The organism is Lacticaseibacillus hulanensis (assembly GCF_004010095.1).
Taxonomy (GTDB): domain Bacteria; phylum Bacillota; class Bacilli; order Lactobacillales; family Lactobacillaceae; genus Lacticaseibacillus; species Lacticaseibacillus hulanensis.
The window spans coordinates 1-26,368 of the sequence record NZ_RRYD01000007.1 but is presented as its reverse complement, the minus strand read 5'-3'; the positions used below and the strand labels follow the sequence as shown (position 1 = coordinate 26,368).

Sequence of the window (26,368 nt, the reverse complement as noted above, 5' to 3'; positions counted from 1 at the left end):
AAAAGCCAAGGCGAAGGCCGAAGCTGCTGCTAAGGCAAAAGCTAAGGCCAAGGCTGAAGCTGTTGCTAAGGCTAAGGCAACTGCCAAGGCTAACGCGCAGGCCGCTGCTGCATCGCAGTCTACTTCTTCCAGTTCTAGCACAACCCAGACTGCAAGCACCAGCTCTTCCAGCCGCACTTACTCGGGCATCAAGATTACCTTCTACGATCCCGCAGCAATGGGCTCCAGCATGGGTTACAGCGGTGTTGCCGCTAACCTCGGCGTTTTCCCTCGGGGCACACGCCTGAAGATTTCCATGTCTAACGGCACCGTGCTTTACCGGACCGTTAACGACACCGGATCATTCGCCGCAAGCAACAGCCACCAGCTTGACGTTGCAATGCCAAACAACCAGATTCCTTCTGCCGGAGTTCTCTCCGCGACCGTTCAGGTTCTGTAGGAAACATAATAATCACAAGGCACCCAAGTTCGCAGGCAATGCGCGCTTGGGTGTTTTTGTGTGTTGCGGGGTGGCTAAATCAGCTTAGTGCTGCCGCTGCGTAACCATGACGGCAGTTTTACGTGGCTCCATCAACCGCTATCGCCTCGTCCCGGACAACTCTAATTAATAAAAATCGCACCCCGCTGCCAGTCATCTGTGCCATCGTGGGTCTCAATGAAATGGTATAACTCACTCAGGTCGCGTTCTTCATCGGTTAGTTTGAGGAACTTGGTGACGGCTAGGTTCGGCCAGGTGATTGACCTCACGCAATTCGCGTAGGATTACACCCACATGCATGCAAAACGGCCGCACAGAATTAACTGTGCGGCCGTTTTTGCGTAATATCGTTGCTTGCCCCGCTAACCCCTAGTACGTGTGGTACTTCTGGTTAATCTCGGAGGAGAAGTCGAAGCCATTTTGTTCGTTCAGTTTGTTTTCGGTCACGTTACCGTTATCCAGCGTCTTCTTCGGCAATTCCAGCTGGCCGCGCAGTTCGTCACTAACGGACTGCAGCTGCTCGGTCGACGGAATCTGGAAGGATGCCTCGCCAACGAACGCGCCGATTTCCTTCATTTGGGTCTTCTTGAAGGTCTTGATGGCGCTGTTGTAGCCGTTCGCGATATCCACCAGGTCGTTGAATTTCAGGTTCATCAGCAGGTTGCCATTCAGCGAGTTCAGCACCGACTTGTAATTGGTCAGGTTCTTCGTCGACAAGAGCGACTTCACAATCGCGCTGATGACTTGTTGCTGGCGCTGTTGCCGTCCGTAATCACCCTGTGGATCCTTGTAGCGCATCCGCGCAAACTGCAGGGCCTGTTTCCCGTTCAGGTGTGCCGGGCCCTTGGTGAAGGTGCCCCCGTCGTGTCCGGGGTCACTCCATGAGAACGGCACGTCAACATCGACCCCGCCAACCGCATCGACAATCTGCGACAGACCGCCCATGTTGACGGTGACGTAATAATCAATTGGGACGTCGATCAGCTTTTCCACGGTCTTCACGGTGCAATCACTGCCGCCAACCAAGAACGAGGAATTAATCTTGGCGTATTTGTAACTGCCGCCCTGAATCTGTGCGTAGGTGTCGCGCGGAATGCTAACCATGGTGGTCGTGTCCGTCTTCGGGTTAATCGTGACGACCATGATGGTATCCGCGTTCCCGAGCTTGTTGGTCCGGCCCAGCGAGCCCGTGTCCGTCCCGATTAGGAGTAAGGACAATGGCTTGGTGGCTTTAACCTTTTTACTGGCGGAAGATTTGCCCTTCAGTTGGGCGTAACTATTATTCACCGAGGTGCGCGCATCGGCATACATCCGAAAACCGTACGCTCCCACCACGAAGAGCAGCGTGACGACTGCCGCAAAGACAAATCCCAACCACTTACGGTCAGAGACCACGCGCTCCGTTTTTTTATGTTTATTGTCCATTATTTACCTTCCAAATTTTCGGTATCCCTATGGATTAAATTTTAGCAAATAAATCGGACATTTAGATTACGAATTCATAAAATATTCGCAATATGCTACCATGAAGGGAAGTGCAATCACACGCTGGCGAGTACAAACGGAACTTCTTGCGCCCAATCTGGACTTAACGCCCCGCTTTTGCCCGTTTTGTGATTAACAAAATCGTACCACTAAAGGAGTTATTAGCTATGGCTGAAGAATTACCAGAACGCAGCGCGGTACCCACCGAGTTAACGTGGGACCTCACCACAATTTTCCCGACCGACGAGGCGTGGCAGGTGGCCTTTGACGCAGTCGGCGCCGACTTGCCACAGATTAGCGCCGTCCAGGGCACATTGGGGCGCAGTGCCGCCGATTTGATCAAGGGCATCGAGCAGGTTTCGTCGGTTTTCCGCGCGCTTGAAAAAGTCTACGTTTACGCCAGCATGAAGAGCGACCAGGACACGGCCAACAACACGTACCAGGCCATGAACGACAAGGCGACCAGCCTGGCCGTGAAGGTTGAAAGTGCCGCGGCCTTCTTCGACCCCGAAATCCTCGCCATCCCCGCTTCAACCCTGAGCGACTGGCTCGCAAACGACAAGGACCTGCAGCCATACACCCAGTTCCTGCGCAGAATCACCATCAAGCGCGACCACACGCTGGATGCCACAAGCGAAGGCCTGATTGCCAGTGCCGGTGACGCCCTCGGTGCCAGCAGCAAGACATTCGGTGTGCTCAACAACTCCGACCTTGAATTCGGGATGGTCGAGGACGAAGACGGCAAGTTCGTGCAGCTCAGCCACGGGATTTACGGCGAAATGATTCGCAGCACCAAGCAGGAAGTCCGCCAGAACGCCTTCGACACCATGTACGAAGCCTACGATGGCATGCTCAACACGTTCGCATCCACCCTGTCCGGCCAGGTAAAGGCCCACAACTTCACCGCGCTCGCCCACAAGTACCCGAACGCCCGCGCCGCCGCACTGGCCGACAACAACATCCCCGAAGACGTCTACACCACGCTCATCGACCAGGTCAACGCCCATTTGCCACTGCTCCACCGCTACGTTGCCCTGCGCAAGAAGATTCTCGGCCTAGACGAACTGCACAGCTACGACCTTTACGTTCCAATTACCGGTAAGGCCCCACTGTCTTACACCATCGAGGAGGCGAAGGCTGAGGGCGAAAAGGCCCTGGCCCCACTTGGCAGCGACTACCTGTTGCACGTGCACCACATCTTCAACGACCGCGTGATTGACTTCGTGGAAAACAAAAACAAGCGCAGTGGCGCGTACTCCGGGGGCTCTTACGACACCGACGCGTTCATCCTGCACAACTGGCACGATTCCCTCGACGCGCTGTACACCCTCGTGCACGAAACCGGCCACTCGGTACACTCCGAATACACCCGCAGCACCCAGCCGTACATCTACGGGGACTACCCAATTTTCGTCGCCGAAATCGCTTCAACCAGCAACGAAGCACTGCTGACGGATTACCTGCTCAAAACACAAACTGACCCCAAGGTGCGCGCGTACGTGCTGAACTACTACCTGGACGGCTTCAAGGGCACCCTCTTCCGTCAGACCCAGTTCGCCGAATTCGAGCACTGGATTCACCAGCAGGACCAGGCCGGCCAGCCACTGACAGCCGACTCGATGTCCGATTACTACGGCGATCTCAACGCCAAGTATTACGGTCCGGCCCTCGAGCGTGACGACGCCATCAGCCTGGAATGGGCGCGGATTCCGCACTTCTACTACAACTACTACGTCTACCAGTACGCGACCGGCTTCGCGGCGGCCAACGCTCTGACCGACCACATCATTACCGGTCAGGACGGCGCCGTCGACAAGTACCTCGGCTTCCTGAAGAGTGGCTCGTCCAAGTTTGCCATCGACACGATGAAAGCTGCCGGCGTGGACATGACGCAGCCTGACTACCTTGAGGATGCGTTCAAGGTCTTCGAGCAGCGCCTCGATGAATTCGAAGCACTAATCACCAAGTAAAACTAACGTCCCGCACACCTTTGAACTCTGACGGCGTGCGGGACGTTTTGTCTTTGGCGTACAATGGGGGTAAACAAAAAGGAGGATGACGCCATGCAACGTGTTGGTTTTATCGGAACGGGCGTAATGGGCACCGGCATTATTTTGAATTTACTGAAGGCAGGCTATGAAGTCACCGTGTTCAACCGGACGCGGGCACACGCCCAGCCGGTGATTGACGCCGGGGCGCGCTTTGCCGGCAGTCCCGCGGCCGTCGCCGCTGATGCGCCAATCACCTTCTCGATGGTTGGCTTCCCCGCCGATGTGGAGGACGTCTACTTCGGCGAGCACGGGATTCTCGCCGGGGCCAAGCCAGGCAGCCTGGTCGTCGACATGACGACCAGCACGCCGACGCTAGCTAAGCGCATTGCCGAAGCGGCCGCTAAAATCGGGGTCACCGCCCTCGACGCCCCCGTTTCGGGCGGCGACGTGGGCGCCAAAAACGGCACGTTGACCGTGATGCTGGGCGGTGCGGCAGAAGTATTGCCGCGGCTCCAGCCCATTTTTGACGTCATCAGCAGCGCCGTGCATTACTTCGGTGATGCCGGCAGCGGGCAGCACGCCAAGATGGCCAACCAAATCATGGTCGCCGGCACCATGACCGGCCTGACCGAGATGCTCGTGTACGCCAAGGCGGCGGGCCTCGACCTGGACGCGGTGCTGGCAACGGTTGGCGGCGGCGCGGCGGCCAACTGGTCACTCACGAACTACGGACCGCGGATTCTGGACGGCGACTACACGCCCGGCTTTTTCGCCAAGCACTTCCTGAAGGACCTGCGCATTGCCCTGGATGAGGCGGACAAAATGCACCTGGACCTGCCGGCAACCGCGGCGGCCAAGCAGCTGTACGAACAGCTCGTTGATGCCGGCCACGGCGACGATGGGACGCAGGCGCTCGTTCAGCTGTATTCGGCGTGGACTAAATAAGCACTGAACTTAAAAGCGGCGTACAACCGGCAATTTGCCAGTCGTGCGCCGCTTTTACTATAGCTGAATCTGCATCGTTTCCAGTGCCCCCAGCGCAGCGTGCACCACCAGGTCCGCCCCGTCGCGGGTGATTGGCACGGACAGCTCCGTATAGCCAGAAGCCGTGCGCGTTTTGACCGTTGCCGTCTTGGCGGTCACCGGCCGGCCCGGCTGCCAGCGAATTTCCGTGTAACCGTCCAGGCTGAAATTACCGAGCCACAGCGTTTTGCCGGTATCCATGAACATCACGTTCGGCATCTTGACCAGGTAATCCGCCCCGCCGTTCTCCAGCAGCAGCTTCTGGAAGAGGTCCTGTTCGAAGCTGTTGTAGTGCGCCTCCCAGCCGTACTTCGGGTCGCTGTTGAGCGGCAGGACGAAAATGTGGCCGTCAATGGCCGTCACCACCGGCCCCAGTTCATCCCCGAGCTGGTTGCGAGCCACACTCCACGTGACCACGTTCGCGCCGTCTTCGTAATCAAGGTTGAGGTAATCCCCGACGTGCTGAAGCAAACTTGTCCGGGCCGCCCGCACGCCAGCCAGCGTGCGCTGCTGACTATCCATGTAGGTTTGGTGCCCGCTGCGCACCGGCTGCCAGGTCGCTGAGCGCACGTGCAACAGGTCAGCCAGGTTGCGGTCCAGGAGCACCTGCACGCTGTCCCCATCCAGTAGCACGCGGTTGCTACTCAGCAACTTGCGCACCGCCGCGTCATCCAGGTTGCGCAGGAACTGGCCGCTGATGGCGAGGGTTTGCTTGCTGAACTCGGAATCCGCGGTCCACGGCGTGATCTTAGTGCTAAATCCGTACATACCAAGCAGGCTCGCCCAGTGGGTTTCTTGCGGCAGGAGATCGGCCGGCTCCACGCGCTCGTCTGAGTGAACGGGTGCTCCCGGTGTGACGCCGCCGCGAATGGCCCCGGGGGCAAATTCGGTGTGGATGGTGGCCACCGAGTTCTGGTTAACGAGCACCTGCACGCCGCGAATCTGGCTCATCTGCAGGCGCGACTCGGTAATGGCGCTAAGAAACGGCTTAGTGCGAGCGAGCATGTCCGCGTAGCCGTATTCGTCAACAACCCCGTTGCCCATCATGTCGAATAGATTAAGCAGGATGCCCCGCGCACCCACCAGCGCCGCCGTCTCAATCTGAAACTGGGTGAACCTGCGGGACTTGGCGAACGGTGAGTACATGTAGTTCTCTAGTTCCGGCAAAATCGTCGCCGCATCCCCCAGATAGGCCGCCGTGGTGCGCGTGTACTGCGTAAAGACGCGGCCGTAGTGGTTCGGCGCCAGCTCGTTGTACGCCGGCAAATGCGGCCGCGCCACCCAAACGTGTTCGGTGCCGGCCAGGGCGTTAAAGAGGCCCGGCCAGTCGCGCCCCTCGACGGCGTGCCAGTCGGGGAAGGACGTCATGAGCGCCACCTTGGTTTCGGGGCTGACGGCGTGCACCGCCATCTCGATGCGCCCAGCCACGTGAATCATTTCCTGGCGTGCAACGGTTAAATACGCGTTGCGCTCCGGACTTGGCGCCCCCGCTGCCAGCAGGTTGTGCACGAATTCTTCGCAGGATTCGGTCACACCCATTTCGCGTGCGTACAACTCCATGTGCCGCTCGCAGAAGCAGGCCAAACGCAGCGGCGTGTGGTTGTAGTGACGAAAATCGTCTTCGAGCCACAGCTCCGCCGGGTGCAGCCGCGCGAACTGGCCGTAGCAACTTGCCATGTAGTCCACCCACTTCGGGTCAGCCGGACACGCCATGGCCGCTGCGTGCTTCCCGTCCACGTCCACCATCGTGCCAAAGCCCAGCGCTTCCGGCACGGTCGGTCCGCGGTCGCTGTGCATGATGGTCGTCCACGGGTTGAGGCTGGTCGTCACCCCAATGGCCGCCAATTTTGCCTGCACCGGCTTAATGGCATCGAGCCACACCTGCGTCTGGTCGCTGGTCAGGTGCCCGTTGTTGAGCTCTTCAGAATTGATGAAGAAGGTCACGTTGTCAATCTTGGCATCCCGGCAAAACCGCAACAGCGTCTCATCCTTCTCCGCCGTGTTGAGCCGCGGATCCAGCGTGTAGCGCAGTGAATAGTAAAAACTCATAACGTCCTGCTATATAAAATGCGGAAGAATGTCTTTTTGACACCAATAAAGGTTTATATATTTCCTTTCTTGATTTACATTCTGCATTTAACTTAGTCCCGTCTACATTGGTATTCCCACTCCGATAGACATCTTCATGACATTGACCAACTCTTGAACTTTAAGGTATTAGCCATACCCAAAATGATTAATTAACTTGCGCGTATTGAATCAGATTCTCTACGGCATTTTCATCACGACGCATCTGTGCTCCGCACTTGTAACACACATATTCATTATGACCGGTGTGATGCTTCCGGTTGCCCGATAAGCGGACTTTCTCGTCACCAGTCTTAACATACCCACAACGACAACAACGCTGCGTACTAGGATAGAACTGGTCCACCAAGACCAACTTCACCCCGTTCCACTCGCACTTGTACTGCATAATCTGCTTAAACTGACCGAACATCGACCGGTGAAGATTCTTCGCCAGATGCTTGTTCATCCGCATGTGCAGATTGTCCAAGTCCTCAATGGCAATCACGTCATTATCTCGTACCAATTGTGCAGTAAACTTGTGCAGAATATCCGCTTGAATTCGGGTCACTTTTTGATAATCCCGCTTCAACTTGGCTCTCGCTGAGCGGTAGTTATTTGACCTGAAATTCGTTGGATTAGCAACACGCTTACGTGCCAATAATCGTTGATACTTGGTGATGCGGCCATACAGACTGAGCAACTTGGCATTCATCGTTGAAACGGATTGATAGCCATTAGCGCCCTTGTAATCGAATCGTGCAACATTGGCATCAACGCCAGTAATTTGTTTACCGGTCTTCTGCTCAACATTTTCATTGACCTCAATTGCCAGAGAAACGTAATAACCGTCTGCCTCTTCTACCACGGTCGTGAGTTTAATCTCACCCGACCAGCGTGGTTTCTCAGCCAGACGAATGTCAAACCAATCCTTTGTTCCACGCGGCTTGTCCAAGCGTAATTTACCGTCAATAATCTTGGCGCGGTCAGTTTTGAAACTGTTCTTCGACCGCTTCTTGGACTTGAATCGTGGGCGGGCATGGTTAGGCATTTTGGGGTTGAAATAGTTCTGCCACCCCTTAGCCAGGTCACTAACTGCTAACTGTAGTACACGCGCCGATTGTTCAAATTGCCAATCCTGTTTGTTATTGACCAGATCGTTACGCACCTTGCGTTCATTTGGTCGTAGCGATTTATCCGCCATCAATACGGATTCGTCGTACATTTCATTCCAAATCTCAAGCGCTTGGTTGTAGCAGTAACGTCGATAGTTGAACAGTTGCGTTAAGACGATGCGCATCGTTGCGTTGGGATACATTTTGATTTTATGTGTCTTAATCATTTAATTCACCGCTACTGGTTGAAAGATGGGACTACTTCAGTTCTTTGTCATTTTCGATTTTGCTTTCATATTTACGCAAGCCGTAGATACGGCAACTGAAATCGTGAATAATACTGATTAAGTCTTGTGTCATTTCTTCTTGAGGCGATAAATCTGGGTTGTTTAGCACCACAATTTGGGTGTTGAACTTATTGGCTAATTGTTCAAACCAGTCGTAGCCGAAACGAACAAAACGGTCCTTATAAGTTATATACACGGTGTCAACGTTGTTAGCCATGATTTGGTCTAGCAATTCATTCCAGTGTTTACGCTTATAATTCAACCCGCTACCAACATCCGTAATCACGTCATCCAGGATTACGCCCTTACCATTGGCATACTGGCGTAAAAAATCAACTTGTTTCTTCAAGTCATCTTTCTGCCTGTCATTCGATACGCGTGCGTAGGCCACTACTTTGTGGCCATGTTTCGTAGTTTCGCCAATGTAGGTGCGATACTGTTCTTCGGTATAGTACCGCCTGTTTTTAGGATTACGAAAAGCTGGCAAGGTGCCATCTTTATCCCATTTCTGCAAAGTTTTGACCGTCACACCAATGCGTGCGGCCATTTCGTTTGGTTTGAGCATGAGGGTGCCTCCCACTGAATTATTGCACCCTCATTATACCTTGTTGTTACACTTTATTCCATATTTACAATTGCAGTTTCAGTCCTCCTCAAAATTGCGTGTGTCGCTACCCCAAGTCTCGAATAATTGAACCGTTTTCATTGTAGCATCCACCGCGCCGGCAAACGTCCGCGTGCACAAAAAAAGCCCACACCGTGGTACTTGTGCAGACCTTTACAAACGTTTTTCATTCTCTGAGTGGGGTTCAACATCAATAAAGATGATATCTCCTTGCTTCGTATAGCTATTCACCATTTAAATCTCCCTACCTACACGCATTCCATCAAGATTACCAATAGTTTTCTTATCTGCCTCAAAGTCATGGTGCTTAACCAAATCAGTATTCCAAATATTCACGTGCTTTGGTTTCAAGACCAAACTACCATCAGCTTCTTGGAAAATTTCCAATTGAGTTCCACTGACGATTTCAGCCGATGAAGGAATTGTAACCTTCATAAAGTTTCCAACCTTGCCAACCGTGAACGTGCCAAGTGATTTTAGTCGTGATTTCTTAGTAGCATCCATACAAGCACCTCCATTTATGTATATATGCAATATAGACCGAATCAGGACGCATATACAAGGCATAAACACAATGGCCTGCAAAAAGACCAATCATCGCTGATTGGTCCTACTACTGTGTCACACAGCACACTATTACTAACTAAAACATGTCTGTTTTGTCGAAACAATCAGATATTTTTGCTTTCCCGACAGCCCTAACTACTTGGTGAGGTTCCGGTACCCAAGTGCGCCAACGTAAAACAGGCATTCCACCACCGCGATGAAAAAGGTCACCGGCCAGTTGGTGTAGTAGCCCAGCGCGAGCCCGGCCCACACCCCGATGAGGGCGGCGGCCACCGAGATCACGAGCATCTGCGGCAGCGTTTTGCCGATGTACTTCGCACCCGCACTCGGCAGCGTCAGCAGGATGAACACCAGCAGGCTCCCAACAATCTGTGCCCCCGTTGAGACACAGATGGCCAAAATGACGAGGAAGTAAATCGAAATCAGGTTCGTGGGCAGCTTGTGCGCCTTGGCCCCGACCGCATCGAAGCTGTCGAACGCCAGGTACCGGTAGCTAATCAGGACGGTGAGCAAAACAAAGCCGGCGAGAACGACCAGTTGCATGATTTCACCACGCGAAATGCCGACGATGCTCCCGAACAAGATGGTTTGGGCGTAACTGGAGCTCGAGCTCGACAGCGCCAGGAACAAAATCCCGAGGCCTACGAACAAGCTCGACACGGCCGACGTGGATGCCTCCCGCCGCGACGCCTTGGCGGACATGCGGCCCACCGTCACCGCGGACAGAATCGTGAACATCAGCATCCCGTCCAGCGGCGGAATCCCGAGGAACACAGCGAACGCGGCGCCCGCAAACCCAATTTCGCTTAACGTGTGCGCAAGGAACGATGTGCCCCGCGCCGTCACAAACACGCCGACAATGCCCGAAGCAATCGCGATAAACGTGCTGGCCAGGAAGGCGTTTTGCATGAATTCGTAATGAAACATGTTAATCCTCCTCTGGGGTTTCGACAATCCCCCGCAACTCTTCCGGCATCTGGTCCGGTTCCATGTTCGCAATCGGCTGCAAAAAGCCCACCCCGTTGTCCAGCAGCAGGAACTGATCCGTGTACTCCTTGGCCAGGGGCAAATCGTGCGTCACAAACAGAACGGTCAGGTTCAGCTTCTGGTTGAGTTCACGCACGAGGTCCATGAGTTCGACCTTGACGTTCACGTCGAGGCTGGCCGTTGATTCGTCCAGAATCAGGAAGCTTGGGTCATCAATGAGGGCCTGCGCCAGGTACGCCTTTTGCTTTTCGCCCCCGCTGGCCATCCCGAGCTGGCGGTTTTGCAGCGAGAGGAGGTGCGTTGCATCCAGCACCTCATCCAGTTTGCGCCGCTCAGCCGCCTTGTGCCACGGCAGCAAACTCCCCAACTGGCTCAGCTGTACGAACGAGCGAATCGACAGGGGGTACTCATCGTCAAGGTTGCGAAACTGCGGCACGTACCCAACCTGCACGCGCGGCTTGTCCCGCCAGTTAATGTGGCCACCCGTTGGCTGCAACTGCCCCATCAGCAGGCGAATCAGCGTGGTTTTCCCCACCCCATTCGGTCCAATGACGCTGGTCATGCTGCCGGGAACTAGTTCAAAATTAACGTTGTCGAATAACTTGCGGTCGTGAAACCCAAATTGCAGGTGATCCACCGCTAAAATCGGTTCAGTCATAAAACTCCTTTTGCAAAACGTCCCGGCGCAACCCCAAGCGGCGGCACCGCAAGCTACTTGTCGTCCTGGTCAGGTGCCTGCGCCTCAGCTTCTTCTGTCTCTGGTTCATCGCCCATTTCGTTAACAGCGGAGAATTCCATCGTCACCGTCTTGGGCCGGTCCTTAATAATTAAGATGTACCCGTGACCGAGAAATGGCTTCTCGCCGGTAAAGGCAATCGGGAATTCCTGGCCAGCCGCCGCATCCCCCTGCAGCAACATCGCGTAAAACTCGTCGTCGGTGAAATCGTCGGCAAACACCACCGCGACCGGCGAACTCACGAGCGCCTTGTTTTTGGACATCAACGTGATGATATCCCAGATGTTTTTCAGTACTGCCTCGGGGAAAACGTTAGCGACGGCATCACTCACCCGGCGCTTCTTGGTCAATTCGTACATGTTAATTCCTTTCTGTGCGCATACGCACTTACACAATAGCTACATTCTAACAAAAATCGGCGGTGGATAACACCGGACACATTTCACCCCAATGCCGGAAGCCCCAGACACAAAAAAGCGCCCGATCCGCGGACCAAGCGCTTAGCCTTGTTTTATTTACCCAAAAGCCGTTTGATGCGGTCGCCCTCAACATCCGACACACCGTAACTGCGTTTGTTAATCGTGACGATGTAGTGCATCTTGCCGTCCTTGCCCATCGACTGCTTTAGCTTCTCGATGTCGGCCAGGTCGCTGATTTTCAAAGACACCTTGTGGCTCTTGCCGTTAATTACTTCAATATCCATTACGTTCTCCTTTGGCTGCGCATCATCGCGCGGCCCCTGCTTACTGCTGCTGCGGAAACACCCTAATCATAGCACGGGCTTAGGCGTGAATCCAAAAGCGGGAGCGGAAATATTGAAGGCAAAGTCAGCTTGGGGGTGTCTTTCTGAGATTAGCGGGCCAGCCGAATTCAGGTTACTTGTTGTATTCCTTGATTGTGGCAGTTAACAGCGCGGATAGGCTGATCCAGAAAATGGGACTGACGAACCTCTCGAACGATTGACTAACCCAACCAAAAACGTAGCCGATGCCGTCGATGAGGACCACCAGAATGTTGATGAGTAGTAAACAGACGATTAGCTTCTTTTTCATTTTCCCACCCCGTAAACACGCTCAATAATTGTGTAAGAACATGCGTTGTGCTCATTGTAGGGCTTTTTTAATGGTTATACAACATTATTTTACACATAAATTCGTTATTGATGGTTGCTCGTGTTTGTGACATCGAGGCTGACTAACAGTACTTTGAGCGTATGGTTCGAAAGAGGAAGTATCTTCGGGCTGTCGCCTACGAGTTAAGTGTCCCTAACGCGCAAAGCACGTAAGGGACGAAAGAGGAAGTATCTTCGTTCGCTGCGCTCACTACGAGTTAAGTGACTCTAACGCGCATAGCGCGTAAGAGTCACTAAAAGGCAACGGAAAACCGTTGCCCCATAGACACCCATGTGGGTCAATATTTGCTATTTTGGAAGGGAGTTACGTCAGCTGATGACCCACACTCTTACTTTATCAAGTGATAAAATCTGCGGCAGAGAATTTCCGATATTTGGTATGTTTAATTTAGTTATCACCGTTTATTCGCAAACGTGGCCAGCAAGTGCGCTTTGCAGTAGACTGGGCTCAAGCAATTATTCCAGTTTTGGAGGCACACATGAACTATTTACAACTCAACCAAAGTGACGGCATGCTCCTAACCGCCCTCATTATTAGTGGTGGCGCCCTATACTTCGCCCAAGTATTTACCTGGTGGGTCTACCTTGTCATCATTGTTGCCCTGATTATCACCTTTTACGCCGGCAAATTAGCGACCAAAGAGCAGGCCAAGAAGTCCCGCTACTAATCACGCGTCCAGAATATAGAAAACCCGTAGCTGGTTATTGCAGCTACGGGTTTCTTTAATCTCTTGGTTTAGAATCCAACCGTGTCCGGATCGTCCGCCAAACCAGCGGCGCCATGCAACCCATCAATCAGTTCCATGTCGTGGTGGCTCAGTTCGAAGTCGAACAACTGGGCGTTTTCTTCAATGCGTTCCTTGTGCACGGACTTTGGCAGTGGCAGGAAGTCGTGCTGCAGACTCCAGCGCAGAACCACCTGAGCCACGGACTTGTTGTAACGGTCCGCAATCTTCTTCAGGGCTTCAATGCCGAAGATTTTCCCAGTGCCAAGTGGGCTGTAGGCTTCGTTCAAAATCCCGTGCTTGGTGTCGAACTGGGTTACTTCTTCCTGCATGTCACTTGGGTTCAGGAACATCTGGTTGACCATCGGCGTGGTCGTCGCCGTCTTGAATAGTTCCTCAAGGTGCTTAACGCGGAAGTTCGATACCCCGATGGCACGCGCCTTCCCGGATTTCAAAATGTCTTCCATGGCGCGCCAGGTTTCGGCGTTTGCTTCCTGCCAGTGGTCGCGAGTTGCCTTGGGGTTGCCCCAGTGAATCAGGTACAAATCAACGTAATCCGTGCCGAGCTTCTGCAGGGATTCGTCGATGCCGCCGAGCGCGGACTTGTAATCGCGGCGGTTGTTCCAAAGCTTGGTGGTCAAGAACAGGTCGTGGCGGTTGATGCCACTCTTCTTAATCCCGGAGCCGACACTTTCTTCGTTGCCGTAAATCGCGGCGGTGTCGATGTGCCGGTAGCCCGCAGCGATGGCGTCCATCACGGATTTTTCCGCAACTTCGCCACTAGGTGTTTGCCAGGTACCAAAGCCAACGATGGGAATTTCAACCCCGTTAGCGAGCGTGTAAGTATCTGTTAATTTGGTCAAATGTGCCATGTTTCCTCCTTATGTTGGGAACAGTCAGGCAAAACGCGCCCGGATTCCCGACTTAACGACGATAAAAGGCTACCCGAGAAAGGTAACCCCAGTGACAATACTACACATTCACTTTAACACAAGATAGCGGTTACACGCATCACATCATCACCTATTGGCCGTGACAATCAGCAAACACTGTCCCTAGTCATATTATGGGTTTCGGCGATTTGCTTTACAGTTTGCATCGATGATGGACCGATGCTTGAATTTGTCGCTGAGCCGGTCACTAAATCAGTCACCAAGATTCCTTCTGAATTGTTTTATATTATTAAAACTGATTGTTTAGATTTCTTTCGACCTAGTATTAGACTTCATAATACTATGCCCGTAAGAACATCAGGTGCTTTGTTAAATAACGTAAAATGAAAATAATAAAAGAAAACTTGCTAGATGGGCTTTTCAAAAGTGACTTTTAAAAATGCCACATCTTTTCATAAAATCGCTTGCATTGAGACTAATCAACCTGATATCTTTGATTTAGCGTGTTAACCGATAGTGCGACAGTCCTAACTACCAGCTGAGCTCCAAAAAATAAAATAATTGGAGGTGCTGAACTATGTCAATCACCAAATTTAGCTACGCCCTGTTGAGCGCCATGATGCTTGCAGGTGCAGTAGCCCGGTCGGATATTTGAAGGACGCTTTAGACATAATGGAGGGACTTACCAACAAATCGCTAAGTAAGTTATTCTCTGTTGCAAATGTAGCCCTACTTGCTAAAATTATTGGCATGACTTTGGTGGAGTTGGGTTACGATTCTATACCAATGGGGTTAGTAGCAAGCGTAGCCGCAGCATTGCTAACCTGCTAAGGGGGCTATTGTTATTGCTTAAAGCATTTTCTCACTTACTAGTAATAGGCTTGTTAGCTGATTTGGTCTGTGTAAGGTATTACACTTTAAATGATCCATTAGGGAAGAAATCCATAATTGCGATTATTATACTCGTCTTGTTGGGACTGGCTTGGTGGTGTATTACGTAAGGCTGCTGCCAATGGATGGGGGTTGAAGATGACCTTAACCATTGATTCATATAATCCTACGAGCACAGGGATGGTTTGGTCGATTTCTTATGTTAAGTAGGGTGTGCTAGTTTTGGTGAGGGTCAAATTTCGAAAGGTTGTTGTGAAATCGTGATTGGCATAGTGAGTTCATATTTCATTGAATGGCTCTGGCAAACTGCATTGCAGAAACCAGCAGTTACATTCGCAACTGTTTCGGGATTAACAATTGTTATAGTGACGCTAGTGTACAGACGAGACATGTTAAAGCTTTTAAAAAAACGTTTCAGACGTTGATGATAATATGTAGTGCATTAATGTTTGAGTGATAGTCATTAAGGAGGCCTCAAAATGAGACGTTCAAAAAAACATTGGGTTCGTTTAGTTGGAGTAGCACTGGCGATTTTCCTTCTAAATTGCTATAACGAAAAAGGATTTTCTTTTAATATTGAGGATGCGGGTGTTCAGTATGGGCTATTTCTGGCATTAACAGTCATTGCATGCGGTTCATTTGTTCAACCTCTGATTTTGGCAGTGGCTCAATATTTTCGTAAGCGTAAAATGTACAATTAAGTAAAGCATTCGACCTAATTGGTCACTCTACGCAGTCTTCGCCACGTCAACGTTTATGACGCCAACTTTGTGATTTTCAATCGATCTAGTTTTAAAAGCCCGCAGCTGCGGGCTTTTTGTGTAGCCCGATTTTGCGAAACTTAACGATTTAGGCGCGTCTATTTAGCTGCCGTAATGGTGATAGACGTGCTGCCTAATGCAGTGGGTTGGTCGTCACAGGAATTTTTTAATTTCCACTAGATTTTATAGTTGAAGTGCTGGATAACCTTTTTCTGCGTGCTTCGATTTCGGCCTTGGCTTCTGCTGAGATTGAGCCTGTTGGTGGCACATATCCTGGCTCTGCCCAGTCAGGCAAGGGTTACAGGTGTCTATCGATTATTTTGAACAATCTCCCCAAAGTGTATATGAAAAAGACGCAGCCGCAACCCGGCCACGTCTTTTGCCTGATTAATCCAGCTGGCGGCCCTGGGTTTCGACCCCCCAGGCAACGATTGCACAAACCGCAATCAGCAGCGAGACCGCAAAAATGCCGAAGATTACGGGGAAACCAATCCCCTTGGCCACAAGTGAGCCAACGAGCATGGGCCCGACAATCCCGCCGATCCGGCCAACGCCGGCAGCCATCCCGCTACCGGTACTGCGCACATCCGCGGGGTACTGTTCGGGGCTGTACGCGTACAGCGCGCCCCACGCACCCAGGTCGAAGAAGGACAGGAGTGCACCCCAGACGACCAGCGCAACCACCCCATTTGCCATCCCGAACCCAAACGCGGTGATGGCCGTCCCAATGAGGAAGATGCTGAGCGTTTTTTTGCGCCCGATTTTTTCAATAATCCACGCCGCCGTGAAGTACCCCGGCAGCTGGGCCAGCGTCATGATGAGCACGTATCCAAACGAGTGGATCAGCGTGTAACCCTTCATCACCATGACACTCGGCAGCCACAGAAACATGCCGTAGTAGGAGAACACGACCATGAACCACACAACCCACAGCATTGCGGTGGATTGCCAGTGCTTGGCGTTCCACATTTCGGCTAGCGCGGTGAAGAACGGCTTCTTCTTGGCCGCCCCTTCAGCTGCGTAAACCGGCGACTCTTGCAGCCCTTCCCGGAAGTACAGGCCGTAAAGCGCGGTGGCCCCGGTCAGAACAAGTGCGATGCGCCAACCCCAATGCGGCATGACAAAGTACGCCACCAGTGATGATACCAACCAACCGGCCGCCCAGAAGCTTTCGAGCAGCACAACGCTCCGGCCGCGGTGCTTGACCGGCACGCTCTCGGAGACCAGTGTTGAGGCAACGGGCAGTTCGCCGCCCAGTCCGGCACCGACAATCAGGCGCAGCGCAACGAACATGGCGTACCCCGTCGAGAAGGCGGAGGCAAACGACCCAAGGGAGAAAATCAGCAGGGTGATGAGCAACACACTCTTCCGCCCAATTCGGTCGGCCAGCGCGCCAAACACGACGGCACCGATTGCCATCCCCAGCGAGCTGATGCTCCCAATCATCCCGACCGCACCCGCACTCAGGTGCCACTCGCCCTCAACCTGGGCAATGATGAACGACAGCAAGCCGACATCCATTGCGTCAAAGAGCCAGGCAATCCCCACCCCGGTGATCAGCCTGCTCTGGTGCTTCAACGTATTTTCCAATGTTTCCTCCAGCGGGGAATCGCCCCGCACGCAATATAATTGCAGAATATGTTGCCTCGCAGGTGTCATGACACCTCGGGCATAACATATAGTAAACAGGATTACGGCGATGGTGTCAAGACACCAATGACGACCAAAAAAACTCGCAATGATAGGCAAACCACCATTACGAGCGTTGATAACACATATTAAGTTCGGCTTCTAAGTAACCGACAGCAACAACTGAGCCTAACCCAGCACAATCAGGTAAGATCGCGGACCCGGAGACCAAACCCCAGAGCGCGGCGCCATTATTCGACCAAGAACCCGCCCTGGCGCAGGGCGTCCTTGATTGCCTTGAGCTGTTCCGGCTTCTCGTAGGCAACGGTGTGCATGTGGACCCCGGCCGTCAATTCGGACAGCATGTGCCCCTTGTTCTGCCGCATCTTGGCGGTGAACATGTTGATGTCCGCGTCGCTGCGAATCAGCAAGGCCCCGCGCAGCTGGCCGTACAGTGGGTGGTCGACGATAACGTCCTTAACCACGCCACCGTTGTGCACAATCCGCCGCATTTCATCGGCCGCATCCACGGGCAAATGTTTGCAGACCAAAAGCGCCTCGTTGCTGCTAGCCCGTTCATATTCATACCCACGTGGCGTGGCAACAATTTGCTCACCCAGCGCGCGCATTAATGCGACATCACCGACAATTGTTTGGCGACTAACATTGTACTTTTTAGCCAGTGCACTCGCGCTAATTGGCGCGGTTGCAGACAACAATTCAGCTTTGATTTGGGTCTGGCGGTGATTACTCATTATTCCCTACCTCCGAATTTTAACTATGCTCATTGTAACGCAAACACGCAGGTAGGCAAACAATAAGGACATTCCCCGCCATTAATGGTTGCCCGTGACAACTATCACCAAACAAAAAGCCGACCCGTACAGGCCGACTCTTGTGCATACGCAGCTTAAACGTTGCGCTTGCGGAAACTAAGGTATGCGATAAGGGTGAAGACAACCGTGTAAACCACCAGCCCACCAATCATTTCGGGGTTGGACAGGTACGTTGCCTTGGCAATATCCGGCGACTGCAGTTGCTGCGGCAGCATGAGCATCGTGAATGGATTCCACTTGACCCAGTGCCAGCGAGCAATCACCATAAGCAGCAATGTTGACGCCATGCTAATGAGGAAGTAGCCGACATAACCGCAAGCAATTGCCGCGGCGTTCGTCTTGAACAGCGTCGACATGAGGAGCACAAAGCTGAGCAGCAGCAGTGCCGTCAGTATTTCGCCGCCCTGGCCAATTAGCAGATACTGCCATGCCGGCGTGCCCATGTACTTAGCGGCCAAATCAACCTGCGGAAAAATAGCGAATTTAATGGCAAAGGTTACTGCCAGTTCGAGGGCGAAGAGTGCCAGCATGTGCAGCACGACAACGCACACCTTGCTCAGGAAAACCTGGCTGCGGTAGAACTTGCGGTACAGCAACTGTTTGACCGTGCCGTACTGGAATTCCATCGAGACAATGCTGGCGGTGCTGGCAATCAGCACGAATAACGTCATGGATGTCCCAAGGAAGGTGCTTTGGAACATATCTGCCGGCCCGAAGATTTTGCCCTGCATCTTCGCGAGTGCAGCAATCCCGAACTGGACCAGAACAATGAGCGCCGCCCCAATCCAGGTACCCTTCTTGTGCACCAGCTTGAATAGTTCCTGCTTAATTAAAGTTCCCATTATTTCGCCTCCCCAGATTTAATCATATCGAGGAATGACCCTTCCAGGTCGTGCTTGACCTGGTTGACCCCAGTAATCGTCACGTTGACGTTGATCAGCGCCCGGAGCGCCTTGTCCAGGGAGTCCTCTTCCGTGAGCGCGATTGCAATCGTCTTGTTGCCCGGCAAAATTTGAATCCCCTGATTAATGAGGGCCGCCCGTGCGCCCTCGTCGTCAACCGTGTGGATGGTGAAGACCTTGGTCCCGGCGTTTTGTAGCTCATGCATCGTCGTCTGTTGCACGATGCGTCCGCCGTTTAGCATCAGCACGGTGTCCGCCAGTTTTTCCAGTTCACTCAAAATGTGGCTGGAAATCAGGAAGGTGGTGCCGCCCTTGGCCAGACTCACGATGACGTCACGCAGGTTCTTAACCGCCTGCGGATCAAGACCGTTCATTGGTTCGTCGAGAATCACCAGTTTCGGCCGGTTCAGCAGTGCCTGCGCAATGCCCAGCTTCTGCTTCATCCCCAGAGAGTAGGACTTGGCCTTGGTATCGATGTAGCCGCCCATCTGCATGGCCTGAACGACCCAGTCAATCTTCGCCTTCTTCACCGCCTTGGTCCCGGTCACGAACAAGTCAAGGTGCTGCCGCCCGGTCAGGAACGGATAAATCCCGGGGTATTCGATCAGTGCCCCGACATTATCGAGTTCCTGGTGGCTGGTAATGCTGACGGCATGGCCAGCAATCGTCACTTCGCCACCGTTAGTGGTTATGAGGCCGAGTATCGCCTTCATGATGGTACTTTTCCCGGCCCCGTTCGGTCCAACGAGGGCGGCAATGTGCCCCGTTTCAACAGTGAAGTCCACACCGTTTAGGACCTGTTTGCGGCCGAAAAACTTGTGTAGATCCTTCACCTTAAGTTCTGTTGCCATAAAAATCCTCCTCACCCAACACAATCATGCTGGCACGTCCGTTAGTGTTTGATGCGCTCAACCACGCTCGCAAACGAAACGTCCGTACCCAATAATAGCATCAGTGCCGCTGCACCAATTGTCGTTATAATTGCCATGTTGCTCCTCCTTGGGCCAACCGCGTGCGGCCGGCTTACGTAGTACTGCACTGTTAATCAACACGTTAACGATACCATGCCATTATGGGTGAAAAAATCGGTCAAAAGTACCAACAGACAACCAAATTTAGTTATTTTGCCGTAGATAGTTAATAGGTGATGGTAAATAGTTGCTCCTGCTCACCCAAATCGTTGTCACCAACACGAATGTTGAATTCTGGGAAAATGCTACCCCGCAGCTCGGCGACCACGTCCGCAACCGCCTTTTGAATTGCCATCATGTTTTCGTTCCGCGGGTAAAAGTGGAGCCGCGCGTAAAACTGGCTGCGCGGCATCACAATTTCACGGTCTGGCCGATCCATCCACATGATTAACCCCACGACCTGCTGCGCGCGGGGCGACAGGTCGCTAACGGCCAGCATTTCATTTTTATCCATCATTGTTGCCTCCATTCCGAATTAGTCCTCACTGCTAGCCTACTACAGATATTTGCTGGCGGCAGCAAAAAAGCATGCACCGGCAAGTCCCCGATACATGCTAACTATCATCATTAGAACCGTAATCCCCGGCTCGGCCGAGCCGCCAGCACAAAATTCACGATCCCGATTGCACCGGCCAGAATCAATGGCCAAGTTACGTCCGTCATTGACCCCACCGCAATCAGTACCGCCGGGCCGATAAGCGTCAGTATGAGCCACAGCGGCGAAATCCCCGCATCCCGGTAGCGCCGCACGTGGAGCGAAATCATCGGCACCAGGGTCACAACGCTAAAAATTCCCGCCACAATAATTGGCCCCTTAAGCGTCGCAACAGCGGCGGCCAGTTTTGCCCCATTGCTAATTGCGCCGAACGCCGCAAACATAATCCACACGTAAAGCAGCAACGTCAATAGCCACTGCCACAGCATCACAAACCAGTATTCGCGCCGCGTACTATTGTCCATGAAGTTCACGTAATTTTTGAAAAATAGTACGGCAGCGCTGAAGAACCCAACCTTCTTCTTCATAAATATCCCCATTCCCAAGATAATTCACGATATACACCATTTTAGTTATCGTACCATATTGAGAGCGTTATCTCTGTCACATTTGGGCAGAAAGTTAATCATTTTTCTGAATAAGTGTTAGCAGGCTGTGCTGGTAATCATTAAATTGACGTATATGCAAAATTATTAGTACTGCTGGCGATGAAGCGGCTCATTAAGGCCGAGCACTTAACTGCTTCGGGCCCTGCCCTCTGCAGTTAAGTGCCGCTACGCACAAAAAAAGCCCACGCAGATTGCAAGCAATCTACGTGGGCTTACGCACAGTTGTAAACAACCGGGTCCATGAACTCCACAATCCAGAGGGACCACCAGCACCCGCAATCCGGCGGGTAATGCGCACTGGCTGCAACTTTCACACGTTAAAACGTGTTACTCGACTCATCGCATGGGTTAAGTGTAACGCACGGAGCGGCTTTCAGCAAGCGAGACATTTGGCGCTACTTGATGGCGCAAAATGTACTGACTTTTCGTTACATTCTACCTGCACGCTTGTCTGCCGCTTCCTCCGCCGCGTCTTCTTTGCGGTGCATTCCCCAACGCGGGCGGGTGATGTCGCCAAACAGCTGCGCGAACATGAACCCAACCGCGATTGAACCGGCGACCATAATCACGCGAACCAACAGCTGTATTCCCTGGTCCATGTCGTTCGACACGAAGGCCCGCACCGCCTCGTAAGCCGTCGCACCGGGCACTAACGGCACCAACCCGGGAATGTTGAACATGATCACGGGCATTTTCTTCCACCGCGCAAACAGCACGCCGGCAATCCCGATGGCAAAGGCGCCCAGCAGGTTCCCAATGAGCACCGACACGCCCGCCTTGTAGAGCAGCCAGTAAACAACCCACCCGAGCATCCCCGCGATGCCCGCGCAGTTGAGCCCCCGCCGCGGTACGTTGATGCAAATTGCAAAGGCGACGGTGCTGGCGTAACAAAAGCTAAATTGAATTAATGCCTGAAGCCAGAAGTTCATCACAGTCACCTACCCCATCGAAATCACAACGGCAATCCCAAACCCAATGGCACTGGCGGTCAGGATGGCCTCCATCCCGCGCGCCATGCCTGTCAGCAGGTGCCCCGCGAGCAGGTCCCGAATGGAATTGGTAATCGCCACGCCAGGCACAAGCGGCATCACGGCCCCAATCAGAATATTGTCGATGTTGTGGCCGAGCCCAAGCCGGACGCCAAGCAGCGCGGTTAACGCCAGCGCGAGCGAACCAGTCAGCTCACTCACAAATTTTATCTTGGCCAAATGCCGGACGTACACAGCCACCGCGAAGCCGACCGCACCCGCAACGCCGGCGAGTGGAATGTCGTACCAATCGTATTGCTGCGTGAAGATGACCATGAGCAGTGCGGACAAAACCGCCGCCCCAAGTATTTGCATCCACATGGGGAAGTACGGAATGTTGTTGTCCAGGTGTGCCAGCGCCGTGTGCAACTGACTCAGCGTGATCTTGTGTTCCGCAAACTGCCGCGACAGTGAGTTGACCCGCGCAATCCGTTCCATATCGATGTCGCGCGTGCTAATCTGCCGCAGCTGCATGTACGGTTCATTCCGAATCCCAGCAAAGATGCCGGTCGGGGTGGAGAAAATCACGGCATCATTTTCGCCCGCGTTGTTCACAATCCGCGTCATGGTGTCTTCCACGCGGTACATTTCGCTGCCGCCCTCAATCATGATGCGCCCCGCCAGCAGACACGTATCTAGCAATTCATTCCGATCCACCACATTACCCCCAAATCACCGGGCAAGACCCACAGCAGGCACTATGCCTCGCGCGCCAGAACGCCCTCCAGATACTTCCGCAACTTGGCCTTAGGGAACGCCCCGGTAACCTTCTCGACGGCCCGGCCGTTTTGAAAAATCACCATCGTCGGCACGGACTGCACCCCGAACTTGGCCGCAATTGACTTGTCGTCATCGACATTTTGCGTGATGACGTGAAGACCAGGTAGTTCCTTTTCCAGTTCAACGAGCATTGGACTGAGAATTTTGCACGGGCCACACCAAGGCGCCCAGATGTCCATCACCACCGTGCCGGACTTGGTTAGCTCTTCTAAATTATCTGCAGTAACTTTGCGTGGCATAATTACCCTCCGTCTTGTGAATTCAACCAATTATAACAAAGTCGATGCGACTAAAAAACAAGTGTTCCCGGTCATTTCGCGCTTTCCGTCACCAAAATCACCAACCAGCTGGCGCACTGCGGTAGAATGAAAGTGATAGCGCAAACATTAAAGGAGCGTGACTGCCATGACCAACTACAGGATTTCCTCAACTACTGATCAAGATGCATTTTACGAATTATATCTATATGCTTTCAACCAAACACACTCGGTCCGCCGCCGTGCATTTTTCGACGCCCGGTTCACGCATGCAAACAATTACGGCATCCACGCCGATAACCAGCTGGTCAGTGCCCTGTACAGTCTGCCGTTCACCGTTAACTTCGGCGGCACCGAATTTTCGATGGCCGGAATTGGCGACGTTTGTTCCGCGCCCGAATTCTCCGGGCGTGGTGGCGCCGGAACGTTAATCAAGGCCGCACTGAACGACATGTACGCAGACGGCACAACCCTATCCTATTTGGCGCCGTTCGCCTTCAGTTATTACCGGCGCTTTGGCTACGAGCAGGTGTTTAACCAGATTCACTACGAACTTAGCACGACCGCTTTGCCCAGTTTCCCGCGCACCACAGCAGGTGGTCACGTCACGCGCAGCCCGCTAGCCGCGGAGCTGCCGACCGTCAAGAAAATCTACGCCGACAATCAATCCGCTGCGGGCGGTTTGGTCCGCGCCGATTGGTGGTGGCATTACCTAACGCTCAAGCACGACTGGGACGTGGGCATTTACCAAGATGCTGCCGGCAAGCCGACCGGTTACGTGATTTACGAGCGGACTAATTCCGCGCTGACGGTGAAGGAACTGGTTGCGCCGACTAGTGACGAATTCACGGCGCTGCGTCAATTTATCCTGAAGCACGGCAACAGCTTTGCGGCGATTACCTATGACGCGCCTAGTTTGGAGTACGGCGGTGACCTGTTTCCCGAGCCGGATGCCGTGACGGCCACAATCAGGCCGTACATGATGGCCCGCATCGTCAACCTGGCTGACTTCATGGCCAAGTATCCAGGCAAGATGCCCGCTGCGCCGATCACCTTAGCTGTGACCGACCCCGTGCTTACTGCAAACCAGGGCACTTGGCAATTAAGCGCGGCCGGTTTCATCAAGCAAGACGATGATTTAAGTCCAGACGCGGACATCACGCTAGACATTCAAAATTTAGTCAAACTACTCTTTGGCGCTCAACGCCCTGAAACATTAGTACGCAGCGGTGAAATTACGGCTAATTCCGCCGCTGTTAGTGCACTAACAACACTCACTGCTGGTAAACACCCAGCGCTAATCGACTACTTTTAATGTTTAGGAACAGTTAGGAAGATTTTCCTAACTGTTTTTTGTTGATTTTGGCCAACCTCTTCTTGAACAACAACCGGGCCTGTTACCTAGTTTATATTTATTAGCGCAAAAAATACGACAACGAACGTGCGGAATTTGCCACTATTCGTTGTCGTATTTGCGTGCATTTATTTTACCTGCTTGTGCCGATTACGTCTGAGCCGAATGAGGAGCACGCTTAATGGGTAGAACCAGATGAGGGCGAGAACGCCCACCATCACCCACGCAACCGGTGGGTACTCACCGCGCAGCCAGTAGTGGGCTTGGGACGGTGACAGCCGCAAGACGATGCCAAATATTCCCAGTAGCAGGGGGAAGAGGTAGAAACCGAGGTTGAGCACGTGATCGCCGTTCCGGTAGTAGGCATAGGTAGCCAGGAGTAGTAGGAGCACAATCACGATGACGCCGCTGGTACCCGCGAGCCGTACCCGCAGCGGCGTATGGATGAACATGTTGGCGACAATGAGTCCGCCGGTGCCGACACCGAGTAGCACGAACGAGGCGTACAAATAGAGCACGGGGTGGCGACTGAAGACCGAGGTGCTGAACATCCAGAAAAAAATCAGGATTAGCAGGGCAAGCGGGATGCCCATCAGCACAAAGGTCCCGAGGTCGACTTGTTCGTCGGGAAAGAGGAGTAGCGGTACGAAACTAACGGTGCAGTAGAAGGCCACACATGCTAGCACTAGCCGCGTGATGGCTTTGCGGTCGTTAGGGATGGCCGCCAGAATGTCTTGGGTGACCTTGCCGGGGTGGGGGCCGAAGTACTCCAGCGCGCTCACACCGTCGCCCTGCGCATCAATCATGTCGTTGAGGATGCTCAATAGTTCGCGCTCCACCTGGTCGCCATCTTTGAAGAAGCTGCGCATCCGCGTGTAAATCAAGATTTTGCTGTAGTAAGTAGCGTTGTCCTTGGTGAGTAACTGGACACGCTGATTGATTAGTGTCACTAGCTTTTGCTTAGTCATTCTGCTCATCCTCCAATGCCATAACCTGGGTGACGTTGTGTTGTAGATTGTGCCAGTCGGCGATGAATGACTGCCGTTCGGCCTGGCCGGTGGCGGTGAGGTGGTAATACTTGCGCTCGGGGCCATCGGGGGACTGCTGCATCGTGCTGGCGATGAGTTGCTTGCGTTCCATTGTTAACAGTAGCGGGTAAATGGTGCCCTTGGGGACGTCGCCGAAGCCAAAGCCAGTTAGTCGCTGCATGATTGCGTAGCCGTACGATGGCTCGTCGTTCAGGATGATGAGCAGGCAACCCTGCAGTACCCCCTTGAGCATTTGGCTGGTGTTTGTTTGCGCCAAGGTGACCTCTTCCTTCCTACTAGTATGCTTTACCAACTAGAATATACCACCCACCTGACTGGTATGCAATACATACTAGTGGAAAATTGGCAATTAATCTTTTTGGCCGCCTGTAATTATTGGGCCAATTCTTTCGTTGCTTTTGCTACTTAGTAAGCGTGTTTGTGGCTCATTGATGAGACCATGCTTTAGGAGCTGATTCACCTTCAGAAGGAGCATTCGCAATGCCGATTGAACCGTCACCTAACAAAACGTGGTGCAGCTGCTCGTTGACCTCGTTAATAATTCCAGATGTTTCTGGTTCTGCATCTTAAGTGCAACAAAAAAGAGCCAACCAGACAATGTCTGATTGACCCTTTTACTGAGCGTGGCAGCTTCCTACCCTCGCAGGCAGTTTCCCACCAACTACTATCGGCGTAGAGAAGCTTAACTTCTGTGT

The 26,368-nt window shown here is 52.9% G+C and carries 28 protein-coding genes; 6 read left to right on the top strand and 22 right to left on the bottom strand.

Annotated features, from left to right (window positions below; all coding sequences use genetic code 11):
• Window positions 1–229 precede the first annotated feature (229 nt).
• Window positions 230–439: an RlpA-like double-psi beta-barrel domain-containing protein gene (locus EKN00_RS11030; protein ID WP_241559449.1), complete on the top strand. Its 210-nt coding sequence runs from the start codon at window positions 230–232 to the stop codon at window positions 437–439.
• Between the two features lie 408 nt (window positions 440–847).
• On the opposite strand, the gene EKN00_RS02690 is transcribed toward EKN00_RS11030, so the two are convergent.
• Window positions 848–1,903, bottom strand: coding sequence for an LCP family protein (locus EKN00_RS02690; RefSeq protein WP_127848607.1), 1,056 nt, complete (start codon window positions 1,901–1,903; stop codon window positions 848–850).
• A gap of 227 nt (window positions 1,904–2,130) precedes the next feature.
• Between EKN00_RS02690 and pepF the strand changes: the two genes are divergently transcribed.
• Together pepF and EKN00_RS02680 are read left to right on the top strand one after the other, a co-directional pair.
• Window positions 2,131–3,933: an oligoendopeptidase F gene (pepF, locus tag EKN00_RS02685; RefSeq protein WP_127848606.1), complete on the top strand. Its 1,803-nt coding sequence runs from the start codon at window positions 2,131–2,133 to the stop codon at window positions 3,931–3,933.
• A 93-nt stretch (window positions 3,934–4,026) separates the two neighbouring features.
• Complete coding sequence (locus EKN00_RS02680; protein ID WP_127848605.1) at window positions 4,027–4,899, top strand: NAD(P)-dependent oxidoreductase; 873 nt, start codon at window positions 4,027–4,029, stop codon at window positions 4,897–4,899.
• Between the two features lie 57 nt (window positions 4,900–4,956).
• Here EKN00_RS02680 and EKN00_RS02675 read toward each other — a convergent pair whose 3' ends face one another.
• From EKN00_RS02675 to EKN00_RS10800, 9 genes are all read right to left on the bottom strand, one after another.
• Window positions 4,957–7,026, bottom strand: coding sequence for a hypothetical protein (locus EKN00_RS02675; RefSeq protein WP_127848604.1), 2,070 nt, complete (start codon window positions 7,024–7,026; stop codon window positions 4,957–4,959).
• A 187-nt stretch (window positions 7,027–7,213) separates the two neighbouring features.
• The gene (locus tag EKN00_RS02670; protein WP_127848603.1) at window positions 7,214–8,386 is read right to left on the bottom strand and encodes an RNA-guided endonuclease InsQ/TnpB family protein; all 1,173 of its coding nucleotides are present in this window, start codon (window positions 8,384–8,386) and stop codon (window positions 7,214–7,216) included.
• 31 nt (window positions 8,387–8,417) lie between these two features.
• Window positions 8,418–9,011: an IS607 family transposase gene (locus tag EKN00_RS02665; protein ID WP_127848602.1), complete on the bottom strand. Its 594-nt coding sequence runs from the start codon at window positions 9,009–9,011 to the stop codon at window positions 8,418–8,420.
• A gap of 294 nt (window positions 9,012–9,305) precedes the next feature.
• Window positions 9,306–9,575 carry a hypothetical protein gene (locus EKN00_RS02660; protein ID WP_127848601.1) on the bottom strand — a complete coding sequence of 90 codons (270 nt, stop codon included), beginning with the start codon at window positions 9,573–9,575 and terminating at the stop codon, window positions 9,306–9,308.
• A gap of 198 nt (window positions 9,576–9,773) precedes the next feature.
• Window positions 9,774–10,571, bottom strand: a complete 798-nt coding sequence (locus EKN00_RS02655; protein ID WP_127848665.1) for a metal ABC transporter permease — start codon at window positions 10,569–10,571, stop codon at window positions 9,774–9,776.
• A complete protein-coding gene (locus tag EKN00_RS02650) occupies window positions 10,567–11,283 on the bottom strand; it encodes a metal ABC transporter ATP-binding protein (RefSeq protein ID WP_127848600.1) in 717 nt (238 codons plus the stop codon). The genes EKN00_RS02655 and EKN00_RS02650 overlap by 5 nt, the downstream gene beginning before the upstream one ends.
• Window positions 11,284–11,336: 53 nt before the next feature.
• Entirely contained in the window at window positions 11,337–11,720 is a 384-nt protein-coding gene (locus EKN00_RS02645) for a hypothetical protein (protein ID WP_127848599.1), read from the bottom strand.
• Window positions 11,721–11,872: 152 nt separating this feature from the next.
• Window positions 11,873–12,064: a hypothetical protein gene (locus EKN00_RS02640; RefSeq protein WP_127848598.1), complete on the bottom strand. Its 192-nt coding sequence runs from the start codon at window positions 12,062–12,064 to the stop codon at window positions 11,873–11,875.
• A gap of 172 nt (window positions 12,065–12,236) precedes the next feature.
• The gene (locus tag EKN00_RS10800) at window positions 12,237–12,413 is read right to left on the bottom strand and encodes a hypothetical protein (protein ID WP_164847997.1); all 177 of its coding nucleotides are present in this window, start codon (window positions 12,411–12,413) and stop codon (window positions 12,237–12,239) included.
• A 559-nt stretch (window positions 12,414–12,972) separates the two neighbouring features.
• Here EKN00_RS10800 and EKN00_RS02635 point away from each other — a divergent pair.
• Window positions 12,973–13,161 carry a hypothetical protein gene (locus EKN00_RS02635; protein WP_127848597.1) on the top strand — a complete coding sequence of 63 codons (189 nt, stop codon included), beginning with the start codon at window positions 12,973–12,975 and terminating at the stop codon, window positions 13,159–13,161.
• Between the two features lie 68 nt (window positions 13,162–13,229).
• Here EKN00_RS02635 and EKN00_RS02630 read toward each other — a convergent pair whose 3' ends face one another.
• Window positions 13,230–14,090 carry an aldo/keto reductase gene (locus EKN00_RS02630; protein ID WP_127848596.1) on the bottom strand — a complete coding sequence of 287 codons (861 nt, stop codon included), beginning with the start codon at window positions 14,088–14,090 and terminating at the stop codon, window positions 13,230–13,232.
• 1,391 nt (window positions 14,091–15,481) lie between these two features.
• Between EKN00_RS02630 and EKN00_RS02625 the strand changes: the two genes are divergently transcribed.
• A complete protein-coding gene (locus tag EKN00_RS02625) occupies window positions 15,482–15,703 on the top strand; it encodes a hypothetical protein (protein ID WP_127848595.1) in 222 nt (73 codons plus the stop codon).
• A 447-nt stretch (window positions 15,704–16,150) separates the two neighbouring features.
• Here the strand turns inward: EKN00_RS02625 and EKN00_RS02620 are convergent, their stop codons facing one another.
• From EKN00_RS02620 to EKN00_RS02580, 9 genes are all read right to left on the bottom strand, one after another.
• Entirely contained in the window at window positions 16,151–17,284 is a 1,134-nt protein-coding gene (locus tag EKN00_RS02620) for an MFS transporter (protein WP_241559451.1), read from the bottom strand.
• A 359-nt stretch (window positions 17,285–17,643) separates the two neighbouring features.
• Window positions 17,644–18,147, bottom strand: a complete 504-nt coding sequence (locus tag EKN00_RS02615; RefSeq protein ID WP_241559448.1) for a 3H domain-containing protein — start codon at window positions 18,145–18,147, stop codon at window positions 17,644–17,646.
• 155 nt (window positions 18,148–18,302) lie between these two features.
• Window positions 18,303–19,070, bottom strand: a complete 768-nt coding sequence (locus tag EKN00_RS02610) for an ABC transporter permease (protein ID WP_127848592.1) — start codon at window positions 19,068–19,070, stop codon at window positions 18,303–18,305.
• Window positions 19,070–19,981 carry an ABC transporter ATP-binding protein gene (locus EKN00_RS02605; protein ID WP_127848591.1) on the bottom strand — a complete coding sequence of 304 codons (912 nt, stop codon included), beginning with the start codon at window positions 19,979–19,981 and terminating at the stop codon, window positions 19,070–19,072. The genes EKN00_RS02610 and EKN00_RS02605 overlap by 1 nt, the downstream gene beginning before the upstream one ends.
• A 286-nt stretch (window positions 19,982–20,267) precedes the next feature.
• Window positions 20,268–20,558: a hypothetical protein gene (locus tag EKN00_RS02600; protein ID WP_127848590.1), complete on the bottom strand. Its 291-nt coding sequence runs from the start codon at window positions 20,556–20,558 to the stop codon at window positions 20,268–20,270.
• A 110-nt stretch (window positions 20,559–20,668) separates the two neighbouring features.
• The gene (locus EKN00_RS02595) at window positions 20,669–21,124 is read right to left on the bottom strand and encodes a DUF805 domain-containing protein (protein WP_164847996.1); all 456 of its coding nucleotides are present in this window, start codon (window positions 21,122–21,124) and stop codon (window positions 20,669–20,671) included.
• Between the two features lie 509 nt (window positions 21,125–21,633).
• Complete coding sequence (locus EKN00_RS02590) at window positions 21,634–22,134, bottom strand: threonine/serine exporter family protein (RefSeq protein ID WP_127848664.1); 501 nt, start codon at window positions 22,132–22,134, stop codon at window positions 21,634–21,636.
• Window positions 22,135–22,143: 9 nt separating this feature from the next.
• Window positions 22,144–22,893 carry a threonine/serine exporter family protein gene (locus tag EKN00_RS02585; protein WP_127848588.1) on the bottom strand — a complete coding sequence of 250 codons (750 nt, stop codon included), beginning with the start codon at window positions 22,891–22,893 and terminating at the stop codon, window positions 22,144–22,146.
• Between the two features lie 38 nt (window positions 22,894–22,931).
• Entirely contained in the window at window positions 22,932–23,252 is a 321-nt protein-coding gene (locus EKN00_RS02580) for a thioredoxin family protein (RefSeq protein ID WP_127848587.1), read from the bottom strand.
• A gap of 166 nt (window positions 23,253–23,418) precedes the next feature.
• On the opposite strand from EKN00_RS02580, the gene EKN00_RS02575 reads away from it, so the two are divergent.
• Window positions 23,419–24,585 carry a GNAT family N-acetyltransferase gene (locus EKN00_RS02575; RefSeq protein WP_127848586.1) on the top strand — a complete coding sequence of 389 codons (1,167 nt, stop codon included), beginning with the start codon at window positions 23,419–23,421 and terminating at the stop codon, window positions 24,583–24,585.
• Window positions 24,586–24,752: 167 nt separating this feature from the next.
• Here EKN00_RS02575 and EKN00_RS02570 read toward each other — a convergent pair whose 3' ends face one another.
• Both EKN00_RS02570 and EKN00_RS02565 read right to left on the bottom strand, forming a co-directional pair.
• Window positions 24,753–25,592, bottom strand: a complete 840-nt coding sequence (locus EKN00_RS02570) for a hypothetical protein (protein WP_127848585.1) — start codon at window positions 25,590–25,592, stop codon at window positions 24,753–24,755.
• Window positions 25,585–25,929: a PadR family transcriptional regulator gene (locus tag EKN00_RS02565; RefSeq protein WP_421825369.1), complete on the bottom strand. Its 345-nt coding sequence runs from the start codon at window positions 25,927–25,929 to the stop codon at window positions 25,585–25,587. Before EKN00_RS02565 ends, EKN00_RS02570 begins: the two co-directional genes overlap by 8 nt.
• Window positions 25,930–26,368 lie beyond the last annotated feature (439 nt).